Below are 14,355 nucleotides of genomic sequence, written 5' to 3' on the forward strand. Positions count from 1 at the left end.
GAATATATAACAGGAATATTTGCTGTGTTATCCATAAAATTATATTTTTGCAATATAAAATTTAAATTTCTGCTATGAGACAACGCATCAACATATATCTGCTCACAATGACACTTGTGAAAAGATTCTTTTGTGGGCTTCTATTTTTATCAATCTTCACTGTACAGTCTGCTTGGACGGCAGATTTTCATTTCAAGAGTTTTCCAGAACTGGACAACCTTCCTAGCAAGGATGTCCAGTCCGTTTACCAGGATTGCGATGGTTACATCTGGGTGGCTACACGCAACGGGCTATTCTGCTTCGATGGCTATAACGTCGTCACCTACAAGTCGAACGTGTTTCACCCCTCATTGCTGACAGATAATAATGTATATTGTATGGCCGAAGACCATTCACACCGTCTGTGGATAGGCACCAGCAGTGGTCTGAATATGCTTGACAAACGCACCGGGAGCATCCGTAAATATGGTACCGATCTCCTTAACAGCGGTGGGGTGTCTACTTTGCTGGTTACGAGTGTCGGACGCATATTGATAGGCACAGAGCGAGGTTTGTACGAATATCGTGAAGAAGACGATGACTTCACTTCGTTGGACTATGACGCTACCGGAGGGAAACTCGGAGTGTCGGGCATCAAGTCACTGATGGAAGATGACCGTGGCGACGTGTGGATAGGCACTTGGAGCAGCGGACTGGTGCGTCAGGAGTACAAAACGGGACGTTTTATCGGCTATCCGCGCATGAATCCGAACAATTCGGCCCACGTGCTCTTTCAAGACAGCGCGGGGCGCATCTGGGTAGGTACTTGGGGGGCAGGACTGCAGTTGCTAAACCACCCTTATGAACCCGAACGCACCACTTGGACTACGTTCAGTAACAATTCCGAAGACAAAAGTTCGCTGTCGGACAATTTGGTATATGCTCTGTCCGAAGACGTGCAGACCCATACGCTGTGGGTAGGTACACGCTGCGGACTGAGTGTGCTGTCTTTACAGCAGGAGCTCACAGCCGATGTACCGTTCAGCCATTGCTACGCCGACGAGTCGGAAGATGCCATAGCTGGCAGCGAGGTAGCTTCCTTAACCTGCGACCGTCAGGGACTGATGTGGGTGGGCATGATAGGCGGTGGTGTCAATATAGTGAATACCCGTAAACCATTGTTTGAATGTAAATTATTGACTGAAGTAAAACATTGCCTGCACAACACCACCGTGAAGAGGTTGATGCTGGATACTGATAACAACCTGTGGATGGGAATAGGTTCGGCAGGCTTTGGAATTCTTTCGCTGCCAGCCGGAAAGTTTACTCATTTCACCGACATACCTGAGTTTGCTGTCTATCCATGGATTTCCACCTCGGTATCGTGCCTCCAGATGAGTCCTTCAACAGGGAACATTTGGATAGGCATTTATAATGCTGGATTGTTTGAATATATTCCCGATGCACCGGTGGGACACCGGGTGAAATACTATGCCGGCACGGGAGGTGAAGCTTGGATCTGCGGCAGTTGTATTTACGATGTGTACGAGGATAGCTCCGACCGGACTTGGGTGGCTACCCGTACCGGAATATCTATGCGCACGATCGACGGGTGTGCGGTAAGGCTGGATTCTCTGGAGGTCGACAACACACGGTTGAATGAGATTATTTTTCTGCAAATACAGGAAGGCGAAAAAGGCGAGATATGGGCGGCCAGCGAGCGTAATGGTATATTCCGGATACAGGGAACCGGTACCGATTGGCGTAATTACCGAGTGTTCCGATACTCCACTCGTAACGGCAAGCTGAATCACGACCATGTCAATTGCATCTTCAAGGACAGTTGCGGACGCATCTGGGTCGGATCCGGAGGCAGCGGACTGAATCTTTATGATGCCATCCGCGATTGTTTTTTGCCTGTGCACACTTGGTGGAATCTGCCTGGTGATGCCGTGGTAAGTATACTGCAAGATCGGTCGGGCAACTTGTGGCTGGGTAGCAATGTAGGACTGTTACGCCTTTCCGTAGCCGATGATGCCACTACGGCAACTTTTCGTCTGTACACCACAGCTGACGGTTTGCAGGATAATGTGTTCAACAGTTCTTCTGCCTTCCAAGCTTCCGATGGTAAACTGTTTTTCGGTGGTCTGCGCGGCTACAACAGCTTCTATCCCGAAGAACTGGAAGAAGAAAGCTTCACTTCGCGCCCCGAACTGACTGAACTGAAAATATTCGGTCAGCCTTGGAGCGCGCTGCCTTATGAAACTCGGAAAAGGATTACAGACCTTACTCCGCAGTTTGCCGACCACATCACGCTGGATTACCAGCAGAATAATTTTACCCTAGAGTTCTCGGCTCTGGAATATACCAATCCGCAACGCAACCTGTATGCCTACCGGCTCGAAGGGTTCGACAAGAAGTGGCACTATACCGATGCCACCAACCGTTTTGCATCCTATAATAACCTTCAGCCTGGTACCTATGCCTTCAGTATGTATTCATCCAACTCCAACGGTCTGTGGAACAAGACTCCCCGACAGCTTAAAGTAACTATACTACCGCCCCCTTGGAAAACCTGGTGGGCTTACACCCTGTACATGCTGCTCGTAGCCGGTAGCATTGGTTATTTCTATAGGATGGCCCGCAACCGCATGCGCCTGCAAAACGCCCTTCATCTGCGTGAGATGGAGAAGGAAAAGGCCGAGGAACTGAACCATGCCAAACTGCAGTTCTTCACCAACATTACGCACGAACTGCTTACTCCGCTGACCATCCTTTCGGCTTCGGTGGACGAGATGAAGCAGACGGCACCGACCTACAAAGAACAGTACCAAGTGATGACCAACAACATAAACCGTCTCATCCGCCTGTTACAGCAAATACTAGAATTTAGGAAGGCTGAAAGTGGCAACCTTAAGCTGAAAGTCTCCCTAGACGACCTAGCCCGGTTCATCCGCCGTGAATTGGACAGCTTCCGCCCGTTGATGCAACAGAAGAACATCCGCTTTGCTTTGGACTACGACGGTGAGCCCTTTGTGACGTGGTTTGATGCCGACAAGATGGACAAGATACTTTACAATCTGCTTTCCAATGCCGCCAAATACAGCCGCCCCGACGAAACGGTGCGGGTACAATTGGTCACAGAAGGCGATGGAATGCTGAGACTGACCGTGAAGGACAACGGTCCCGGCATACCAAAAGAACATCAGGAAGATCTCTTCAAACGTTTCTATGAAGGAAGCTACCGCAAGTTCAACACCATAGGTACCGGCATAGGGCTTTCGCTGGTACACGACTTAGTGGCATTACACCACGGCACCATCGAAGTGGAAAGTGAGGAAGGACATGGCACGACCTTCTACATCCGTCTGCCTATGACCGAAACGGCCTATGCACCAGAAGAACGGGACGCTTCCGGACAGGTAGTTGCTGCCCCCGTACCTGTCTATGAAGAGCCGGATGAAGAAACCATACTCCGGAAAAGCGCTTCAGACCCTACTGCATCTCCGGACGAAGAGCGCACAGCACTGCTTCTGGTGGAAGACAATGTGGAACTGCTGGAACTAATGACAAAACTACTGAACCGTGAATACCTTATCTATACAGCGGTAAATGGCAAGATAGCCATCGAAACGCTGGAACAGCACGAAGTGGGACTGATAGTGTCTGATGTCATGATGCCCGAAATGGATGGCATAGCGCTGTGCCGATACGTGAAGAGTCACTTGGAAATAAGCCATATCCCCCTTATACTGCTTACGGCTAAAAATCAGGAAGAAGACCGTGTAGAGGCTTATGAGAGCGGAGCCGATGCTTTCATCACCAAGCCCTTCAGTCTGAGTGTACTTCATGCACGCATAGGCAATTTGCTGCGTGCATGCCAGCAAAAGCGAAAAGAGTTCAAAAATCAACTGGTGTTCGAGGCCAAGGAACTGGAATATACCAGCATCGACGAGGAATTCCTGAAACAGGCCGTGGATTGCGTAAACCGTTACCTAGATGACCCAGATTTTGACCTTTCCCGTTTCCTTGACGAGATGCACACTACCAAATCTACCTGTTTTCGCAAGCTAAAGTCGCTTACCGGTCTCACTTTTGTATCGTTTCTGCGCAATATCCGCATGAAAGCAGCCTGTCGCATCATGGAGGAGAAAAAGCGCATCCGCATAGCAGAACTAGCCTTTGCCGTGGGCTACAACGATCCCCGTTACTTCAGTAGCAGTTTCAAGAAAGAAATGGGTATGCATCCGTCGGAATACATGGAAAAGTTCACGCAAAACGGTAACTTGGAAGAATAGTTCTCGATGATGGCGGCAGAAAGGTGTCGCAATCGTTTCATTTTAGGTGGAAGAATGGTCCGTGCACCATTCCTCCACCTGTTTGGTATGTATTAGCAGGATGTCTTCAGTCTAATGCTCTATTTTTGTCCCGGATACTTGAAGGGATATCGGTGATGTCGTTTCGAGGCCAGAGTTTAATTATCAATGTTTAATCTTAAAATATTTACTAATGGAAATGCAAGACAAAAGTTTGGAGCACATCGCTTCCAAACTGCGACGGTTACTTCCTGCTGCCATACTGCTATGTCTGTTTCTGTACATTCCCGTTCATGGGTATGGGGCGGAAGCGTCCGTGGTGCAGACTGCACAGCAGCAATCGGTCAAGGTAACAGGTACAGTAATAGATTCGAGTGGAGAATCGGTTATCGGTGCCAATGTAACGGTGGAGGGAACCACTCTGGGATGTATCACTGATTTGGACGGTCATTTTACCCTCAATGTTCCCATAGGTTCAAAGTTAAAAATTAGTTTTATCGGTTACAAGGACAAAATTGTAATCATCAAGAAAGGTGTTAGTTTAAATATAGAATTGGAGAACGACTCCCAGATGCTGGGCGAAGTTCAGGTAGTGGCCTATGGTGTACAGAAAAAGGTGTCGGTAACGGGCGCTATCTCTTCCATGAAAGGAGACGACCTGCTGAAGACACCGGTTGCCTCGGTGAAAAACATGCTTTCCGGTCAGGTTACAGGTGTGTCGTCCGTACAGTATTCTGGCGAGCCGGGTGCCGATGTGGCCGACATCTACGTGCGGGGTATCGCTACATATACCGGTTCTTCGGCTCCGCTCATTCAAGTGGACGGCGTGGAGCGAGACATGTCGCAAATAGACCCCAATGAAGTAGAAAGCATCACGGTGCTGAAGGATGCCTCGGCTACTGCCGTATTCGGTGTACGCGGTGCCAACGGTGTAATCTTGATTACCACTAAGCGCGGTGCCGAGGGCAAGGCTAAGATTTCTTTTACCACTTCGCTGGGTGTAAATGTGCGCACTAAGGACTTGGAATTTGCCAATTCCTACCAGTACGCCGACTATTACAACATGCTAATGGTAAACGACGGTGGTAAGCCTACTTTCTCTAATGAACAACTGGTCTCTTTCCGCGACCATACCAATCCCTTGCTCTATCCCGATATTAACTGGATAGACTACTGCATGAACAAGGCAGCCATGCAGTCGCAGCACAATGTGAATATCTCGGGGGGTACCGACCGTATGCGTTACTTCGTGTCGGCCGGCTTCTATTCGCAGAACGGTATGTTCAAGCAATTCGGTGCAGCCGATGATTTCAACTTCGACTACAAGCGGTATAATTACCGCGCTAATTTGGATTTTGATGTCACCAAGTCTACCCTGTTATCGGTGAACATAGGCGGATTTGTGGATATTAAACAGACCCCTATAGCCGATGAAGACCATGCTCAGTTTTTTCGCAAACTATATTGGGCTGTTCCTTTTGCTAGTCCGGGCATTGTGAACGGGAAGTATGTAAAGTCGAATTCGGACTATCTGCCTTTTACCGGCCGAGATGGCTTGGGCTTCTATTATGGCCGCGGAGCACGCATCAAGACTTATAATGCGCTTAATGTGGATTTGGCTTTGGAACAGAAACTGGATTTCATAACAAAGGGACTTTCTTTAAAGCTCAAGGGCGCTTATAATTCCTCTTATTCCAACGAAAAACAAGCTTCGGCTTCTGTGGCTTCGTACACCCCGGTAGTGGGTGACGACGGTTCCATCTCGTTCAAGAAGCAGGGGGCTGACAGCCAGTTAAGTTATAGCGACGGCAACTTCGGCAAAGGCAGAGACTGGTATATGGAAATGGCCTTGAACTATGTACGCAGATTTGGCAACCATCACGTGTCGGCCTTAGCGCTCTACAACCAGTCCAAGAGGTATTATCCGGGTGGTAACTATAGCTACATCCCTTCCAGATATGTAGGCTTGGTGGGACGTGTGACTTATGACTGGAACTCTCGTTACATGGCTGAGTTCAATGTAGGTTACAATGGCTCGGAAAACTTTGCCAAGGATAACAGATACGGACTCTTCCCTGCAGGTTCGCTGGGATGGGTGGTCAGTGAAGAGGCTTTCTTCAAACCGATAAAGAAAATGATTGGCTATCTAAAGCTGCGCGCTTCGGTGGGGCTGGTAGGTAACGACAGGAACGGGTCTGACCGTTTTATCTATCTGCCGGGCAAATACAGCTATTCAGGTGATGGAGGCTACCACTTTGGACAAAATGTAGGCAACAGCAAACCGGGGGCATGGGAGGCTTCACAATCCAATCCTTATTCCAAATGGGAGACTTCTCTGAAGCAGAACTACGGTATTGACTTCAGCCTGCTGAATGATCGCCTGAGTATATCGGCAGACTGGTTCAAGGAGCGCAGAAAGGATATCCTGACCACCCCAGACTATCTGCCCAGTGTACTGGGCATGGTACTGCCTTCTATGAACATCGGTGAAGTAGAAAACAAGGGATATGAGTTACAAGTAAAATGGAATGACCAGTGTAACGACAACTTCCGTTACTGGACTACTTTCAACCTATCTCATAGCGAAAATAAGATTGTGTATATGAATGAGGTAAAACAGAACGAATCCTGGATGTACAAGACGGGACGCAAAATTAATTCACGCTTAATGTACGATTTTTGGGGATTTTATGACGAGACAGCCGATGCCCGTTATCAGGAAGAGTTTGATATGCCTATTGCTGATCACGGCATCACACTGGTGCCCGGTGATGCCATATATAAAGATCTGAACAAGGACGGCAAGCTAGACGGTAATGACGCTACCCGTGACATAGGCTATACGGATGTCCCCGAATATACTGCAGGTCTGTCTTTCGGATTCAATTGGGGTAAATTTGACTTCTCTATGCAGTGGACTGGTGCTTGGAATGTAGATCGTATGCTGAGTGAGTTTCGCCGTCCGCTGGGCGATACCAATGACAAGGGATTACTGCTTTATCAATATGACCATACCTGGCGTTCATCAGCAGACACATTTACGGCAGAGTTTCCCCGGGCCTCCAGTAGCCATGCCAGTAATAACTATTGTGAGTCAGACCTCTGTCTGAAGAATTCCAGCTATTTACGTTTGAAGAGTGTGGAACTGGGCTACAATATGGACTTCCCGTTCTTGGAAAAAATCAAAGTGAAGGACTGCCGTTTGTATTTAAACGGATATAACCTGCTGACATTTACGGATTATATGTGGGGAGACCCGGAGTCACGTTCGAGTGACAGACCCAATTACCCCCTGACCCGTGTGTTCAACATCGGTCTTAAAGTGGGATTCTAATATCATTTATTAATAAGAAGATTCAAAATATGAGAAAACTGACAAAATGGTTTATGATGATATCGCTGGGAGCGATGATAGGCCTCTCATCTTGTGTGGACCAGATAAAGTTCGGTGACAGCTTTTTGGAGAAAGCACCGGATACGGGTGACATGACACAAGATACAATCTTTGGCAAGGCTGAATACGCCCGTGCCTTCCTATGGAAAACATATACTTATTTGTATTACGGATTGCCCTTTCAATGGAACGACTTAGATGCAAAGATGAATACAGGCATGTTTGAAGTTTTGTCCGATTGCTGGCACAGCCATAATTCGTGGGACGGGGTGAACCGCAAGTATTATTCCGGTTCCTATAAAGCTAGTGATGAGAACAATGATAATGACACACGTTTCAACTTTAAGAAAGAGAACTGCTGGGAGGGCATACGAGCGGCTTTGCTGTTCATAGAAAATGTGGGGCGTGTACCCGATATGTCCGACAAGGAAAAAGAACGCTTGGCTGCCGAGGCTAAGGTAATCATAGCTTCGCGCTATTTCGACTTGTTCCGGCATTTTGGAGGGCTGCCTTTAGTGGAACGATCATATGGAGTAGAAGATATCTATGAAATTCCACGCGCTACGGCAGAAGCCACGGTGAAGTTCATGGTCGGATTGCTCGATGAGGCCGCTTCCGTGCTTCCTTGGGATTTGGGCAGTGATGATATAAACTGGCAGGGACGTTTCACCAAGGCTGCTGCCATGGGATTGAAGTGCAAGGTGCTGCTCTTTGCTGCCAGCCCGTTGTTCAATGACAATGAGCCGTATTGTCTGGAAAATCCGCAACTGGCCATAGAGAACCGTCAGGCCTGGTACGGCGGTTACAGCGGTGAATGGTGGAATCTTTGCCTGCAAGCTTGCCAGAACTTCTTCACTGAATTGGAGAAAGAAGGTTATTACGGACTGATCCAGGCGGATTCCAAAACTCCGGAAGCCTATCGGGAAGCTTTCAACAAGGCTTACTTTATCCGTGAAGAAAATACGGAATTGCTTATATCAACACGAGTTATGGGCAAGTATAACTGGGACTGGTGGTATCATTGGGCTGATTGGGTGAAGGACGAAGGCGGATACACACCGACACTAGAATTTATGGAAATGTTCCCTATGAGCGACGGAAGTCCTTTTACCAAACAATTAATGGTGAATGGCGCGCAGCCATTCTTTGAAAACAATGACTACAATAAGCCTATCCGTGACCCACGTCTGTATGAAACGATTCTAGTGAATGGAGCTAAGTTTGGCGACCATGCTGCAGAACTTTGGGTAGGCGGACGTGACAATATTGATGGGTCTAGGTTGGAAGATGGTGCCACCGCTACAGGGTTCAGCCTCTACAAGTTTTATAAAGAGGGAAAGGAAAGCCTAGTAGGACATTACTTGGAATGGCCGTACTTGCGTCTGGCTGAAGTTTATCTGATTTATGCGGAAGCTCTGCTTCAGACCGGCGACTTGCCCGGTGCCATAAAACAGGTGAACAAAGTACGTGCCCGTGTAGGACTGGGAGACCTAAATGTGTGCAACCCCAGCAAGCAACTGACGATCGATAAGGATATGCTACTCGAAGAGATCCTGCGTGAACGCGCCTGCGAGTTAGGGTTGGAAGATGTGCGTTTTTTCGACATGATTCGCTACAAGCGTGATGACTTGTTCAGGAAAGAGCTACACGGATTACGCATATACCGCAATGATGGTGGTGGTGACAAACCTTGGAGCGGAACCAGCGGCAATAAAGACGAATTTCCAAACAATCCGTTAGCCTTCCGTTATGAAGTGTTTACATTGAGCAACAGTGCACGCTCTTGGTGGAATAATTTCAGTCCGAAATGGTATCTGTCAGCCTTTCCTCCCTCTGAAGTGAACAAGGATTACGGACTGACACAGAATCCGGGTTGGTATTGATCGCTTGTAGGAATAATTCAACGAATAAATATGAACAATATGAAAAAATATAAGATAACAGTTCTGGCAATGATGACTTGCATGGCGACAAGCGCCTTTGGGCAGGACTGTAATGTAAAAGGTAAAGTAATAGACCTGAAGGGGAATCCGGTTGAAGGTGCCTTGGTGTTAGTGGTGGACAACCCACAGGTGCAGGTGGCTACAGATAGAAACGGTATGTTTGATATAGCTGCTACAGAAGGTCGCGATATCAAAGTGCTGACGTGGAACGACGCTGTAAAGGTGGTGCCTGCCGAGGGTAAGAAATTGATGACGGTGGTGATGGATTTCGCATCGGAGAATGTGGATTATGGGTTCGGATTGAAGCATACACGCATGGAGTCTGTCGGAGCGGTGTCTACGGTGTATGCCGAGGACATAGATACTCGTTCGGCCATGAATCTGGGAAACTCATTGTATGGTAATGTAACGGGACTGACCACGATGCAGAAAACAGGCAATGTACAAGACCGGAATGTTTCGATGAGCATCCGTGGCTTGCAAACACTGAACGGCAACAACGGCGTTCTGTTGGTGATTGATGGGCTGGAAAGGGACAACAACTGGAATGCCGTAAACTTTATTTCACCCGAAGAGGTAGAATCGGTATCGGTATTGCGCGATGCGGCAGCCGTGGCACTTTATGGCTATAGAGGCATTAACGGAGTGGTGAATGTGGTGACTAAACGAGGCAAATACCGCACCCGTGAAATAAATTTCACTTACGACCACTCATTCAATGCACAGACACGCATACCTGAAATGGCTGACTCTTATACCTATGCCAGGTCGGTGAACGAAGCACTGGTCAATGACGGGCGGATGGCACGTTATACCAAAGACGAACTGAATGCTTTCAAAAGTGGGCAATACCCTTATCTGTACCCTAACGTAAACTGGGCCGATGAGGTGTTCCGCGAAAGAGGTTCTTCGGACATAGCCACCCTGACTTTCCGCGGAGGTTCAACGAAGCTGCGCTATTTCACCTTGCTGAACTTACAGAACGACAAGGGCTTCATCAGGAACGCCAATGTCAATGAAGGATATTCTACTCAGGACAAGTATTCCAAGGCTAACTTCCGTTCCAACCTAGATATTGACCTGACTTCAACCACCCGCATGCAAGCCAATCTTATGGGTATGCTCAATGAATTCAGTCGTCCTTCGTCCGATAGTGACAAACTGATCGAAAAAGTGTTCAGTGTGCCTTCTGCCGCATTCCCTATCCGTACTGAAAACGGTCTTTGGGGAGGTAACTCTACTTGGAAGGGTGACATGAATCCGGTTTACTTATCGCAGGGACATGGGTATACCAAGGGGCATACCCGCGCCTTGTATGCCGACATGGTCCTCCGTCAGAACTTGTCTTCACTGACCAAGGGACTGAATGCTTCAATCCGTATCGGTTATGACAATATAGCTTCTTATTTGGAAGATTACCGGAAGACGGAAAAATACGGCATGCAGTCCGTTACCCAATGGGAAAATGGTGTCCCCGTGGAATATTCCAATTTTGAAGGCGGTACGGTGGGCAACGTGTCGGGTGATAACTCTTGGCTGAACTGGCAGCACCGCTCTTTCAACTTTCAAGGCAATGTGGACTGGAAACGTAGCTGGGGCAAGCATGACCTCTATACCATGCTGCTGTACACATACAAGTATGACAACATGAATGGGGTAAACAATACGCTATACACACAAAGTGCTTCCTGGTACACGCACTACGGTTACAACAACCGTTACTTCGCTGATTTCACCTTGACAACCTCGGCTTCAAACAAACTGGATCCCGACAGCCGTTGGGGAATAGCCCCTACCGTAGGTGTGGCTTGGCTCATCTCTAACGAGCCGTTCATGAAAGACCAACACATCATTGACTTTATGAAACTGCGTGCTTCGTTCGGAATTATCCAAACGGACAACATCCCCTCGCAGGGATATTGGAACACATCAGTAAGCGGTGGCGATGGTTATCCTATTCAGGAGAACTTCGGTAGTGACGGTGGATGGACTGAAGGCCGGCTGGCTTCGCTGGACGGCACTACGGAAAAAGCCTATAAGTATAACCTAGGATTAGACGTATCTATGCTGAAAGGATTAACCCTCTCGGTAGATGGCTTCTATGAGAGACGCTCGGACATTTGGGTTAGTGCAGCTGGACAGAACTCAGCTGTGTTGGGAGTGAAGAGTCCTTATGTGAATGTCGGGGTGGTGGACAGCCACGGTGTGGAAATAGGCTCGGACTACAGTAAGCAGTGGGGCGACTTCAAACTGAATTTGGGAGGAAACTTCTCTTTCAGCCGTAGCAAAATCAAGGAAATGCTGGAGGAACCCAGGGCGTATGATTATTTATACAAAACCGGTCATTCCGTAGGGCAGATTTTCGGTCTGCAAGCCATAGGCTACTTTGTTGATGAAGCCGACATAGCCAACAGCCTGCCCCAGCAGTTTGGCCCTGTAAAGCCCGGCGATATCAAGTACAAGGATATGAACGGTGACAAGATCATCAATGAAAACGACATGGTGCCTATGGGGTATAATTCCAGTTGTCCGGAAATATATTACGGATTCAATGTGGGACTGGAATGGAAAGGACTTGGATTCTATGCCCAATTCCAGGGTACAGGCAATTATACGGCTTATCTGGATTCCTACTTGTATCGTCCGTTGGTGGACAATATCTCCATTTCACGCTATGCAGCGGACAATCACTGGACACCGAATAACCCGACTGCCCGTTTTCCCCGATTAAGCACGGAAACGGTGGATAACAATACGCAGTACAACAGCTCCGTGTGGATGGCCGACCGCTCATTCCTAAAGTTGCGCAATTGCGAGGTATATTACAAACTGCCTTCCACGTGGCTGGATAAAATCAGAATGAAGCAGGCTAAAGTCTATGTCAGAGGTGTGGATTTGTTTAGTATAGACAACATTGACCTGACCGACCCTGAATCCATGGGCAATGGTGTGTGGCCAGCCACACGTTCTATTCATGTGGGTTTGTCTGTAGGCATCTAACAGCATTCTTTTAATATTGAACCATTAATTTGAAATAACTTATGAATTTTAAGCATATATGTCTGTCCTTGGCTTGTATGGCAGTATTCTCTAGCTGCAGTGACAAAATGGATTACCATGAATTTACTAATTACGGCAAGGATTATGTGTTCAGTGATTTTGGACGTACAGCAGGATTTGTGAACAACATCTATTCATACCTAGAGCAGGACCTTCCTAGCACCACTTCGCTTGCTTCGGCCTGCGATGAGGCTGAAATGGCAGTCTCTTGGTCTTCTGTATTAGACTATACCAACGGCAACTGGTCGGCTCTTAATTCCAAATCACAGTGGAATCTTTACTCGGGTATCCGTGCAGCCAATTATTTCCTGCAAGAAGCTAAAGGTTTGGATTTCTATGACCTGCGCTTCACTGAAGATTATCAGGCTCAGATGAACCGATTCAACCGTTATCAGTACGAAGTACGTCTGCTGCGTGCCTACTATTACTTTTGTCTGGTGCGAGCTTATGGGGATGTACCTTTCACTACAGAAGTGTTAACAGAGGAAGAAGCTAACTCCATCAGCCGTACACGAGCCGATGAGGTGTTCGACTTTATCATCAGTGAATGTGATGCCGTAGCTTATGAGCTCCCCGTATCTTACAAGGATTTGGAAGAGGATGCCGCTGGCGGTTCCAATCCGGAAACAGGCCGCGTGACTCGCGGTACAGCATTGGCTTTAAAAGCCCGTGCTGCACTGTATCATGCCAGTAAATTGTTCAATGAGTCGGGAGACGAGGAATTATGGAAGAATGCCGCATTGGCCAGTTTGAACGTTATAGATTACTGTGACGAGAATGGCATCAGTCTGGGAGCATATACCGATCTTTGGGGGACTGATAACTACAAGGCTTCTGAAGTAATCTTTGCTCGTAGGGTGGGCGATACGGCTACGCCCGAGTATGACAATTTCCCCATTGGCATGGAAAATGCCCGTTCAGGCAATTGTCCCACACAGACTCTGGTTGATGCCTATGAAATGCAGGACGGCGGTGAACCCAGTATTACTGCCCCCTATGCAGGGCGTGATCCTCGCTTTAAAATGACGATAGCCTGCAATGGCGACAAGTGGCCCGACAGCAACCCCGAGCCGTTGGAAACCTATGTGGGCGGCAAGAATGGTGCGCCTATCTCTTATGCTACTCCTACAGGTTATTATCTGAAGAAGTACTTGGACGGAAGCATTGACATCAGTGCCGGCAACAGCACAGGCGGCAAGCGTCATAGTTGGATAGCATTCCGTTTAGGCGAATTTCTACTGAACTATGCTGAGGCTACCTTCCGGTATTTGGGTTCGGCGGATGGTATATGTGACATTCTGCCTATGTCTGCCCGTGAAGCGGTAAACAAGGTGCGTGCCCGTGGAGGTGTGGATATGCCGGGATTTTCTGAAGGTATGAGCAACGGTGACTTCTGGAATCGTTATAAGCGTGAACGTATGGTAGAACTGGCTTTCGAAGGTCATCGTTTTTGGGATGTACGCCGTTGGAAGGAAGGCGGATTTACTGGCATTACTCGGATGCGGATTAACAAGATTTCGGAGGATCGTTTCTCCTATAACCGAATGGAGAAGGCGCTGGTTTGGAATGACAAAATGTATTTCTTCCCAATTCCCGATGCCGAAATACGCAAAAATGGTAATCTGAAGCAGAATCCGGGTTGGTAAATGAAACAATAGTTAAA

Annotated in this window: 5 protein-coding genes; all 5 read left to right on the forward strand. The window is 47.8% G+C overall.

Annotated features, from left to right (window positions below):
• The first annotated feature begins 74 nt into the window (after positions 1-74).
• Positions 75-4,277 (forward strand): hybrid sensor histidine kinase/response regulator transcription factor, encoded by a 4,203-nt coding sequence (locus ACYQ0C_RS04025; RefSeq protein WP_016277050.1) that lies wholly within the window; start codon positions 75-77, stop codon positions 4,275-4,277.
• A 211-nt stretch (positions 4,278-4,488) separates the two neighbouring features.
• Entirely contained in the window at positions 4,489-7,629 is a 3,141-nt protein-coding gene (locus ACYQ0C_RS04030) for a SusC/RagA family TonB-linked outer membrane protein (RefSeq protein ID WP_016277051.1), read from the forward strand.
• 29 nt (positions 7,630-7,658) lie between these two features.
• The gene (locus tag ACYQ0C_RS04035) at positions 7,659-9,572 is read left to right on the forward strand and encodes a RagB/SusD family nutrient uptake outer membrane protein (protein ID WP_016277052.1); all 1,914 of its coding nucleotides are present in this window, start codon (positions 7,659-7,661) and stop codon (positions 9,570-9,572) included.
• A gap of 39 nt (positions 9,573-9,611) precedes the next feature.
• Positions 9,612-12,632: a SusC/RagA family TonB-linked outer membrane protein gene (locus ACYQ0C_RS04040; protein ID WP_016277053.1), complete on the forward strand. Its 3,021-nt coding sequence runs from the start codon at positions 9,612-9,614 to the stop codon at positions 12,630-12,632.
• A gap of 41 nt (positions 12,633-12,673) precedes the next feature.
• On the forward strand, positions 12,674-14,338 hold the full coding sequence (locus tag ACYQ0C_RS04045; protein WP_016277054.1) for a RagB/SusD family nutrient uptake outer membrane protein: 1,665 nt from the start codon (positions 12,674-12,676) through the stop codon (positions 14,336-14,338).
• Positions 14,339-14,355: the final 17 nt, after the last annotated feature.

It is taken from the genome of Phocaeicola sartorii JCM 17136 = DSM 21941 (assembly GCF_054653615.1).

Excerpts from the sequence above, each read along its gene's own strand:
- ACYQ0C_RS04025 (WP_016277050.1), top strand. The coding sequence starts at position 75 with ATGAGACAACGCATCAACATATATCTGCTCACAATGACACTTGTGAAA.
- ACYQ0C_RS04030 (WP_016277051.1), top strand. The coding sequence starts at position 4,489 with ATGGAAATGCAAGACAAAAGTTTGGAGCACATCGCTTCCAAACTGCGA.
- ACYQ0C_RS04035 (WP_016277052.1), top strand. The coding sequence starts at position 7,659 with ATGAGAAAACTGACAAAATGGTTTATGATGATATCGCTGGGAGCGATG.
- ACYQ0C_RS04040 (WP_016277053.1), top strand. The coding sequence starts at position 9,612 with ATGAAAAAATATAAGATAACAGTTCTGGCAATGATGACTTGCATGGCG.
- ACYQ0C_RS04045 (WP_016277054.1), top strand. The coding sequence starts at position 12,674 with ATGAATTTTAAGCATATATGTCTGTCCTTGGCTTGTATGGCAGTATTC.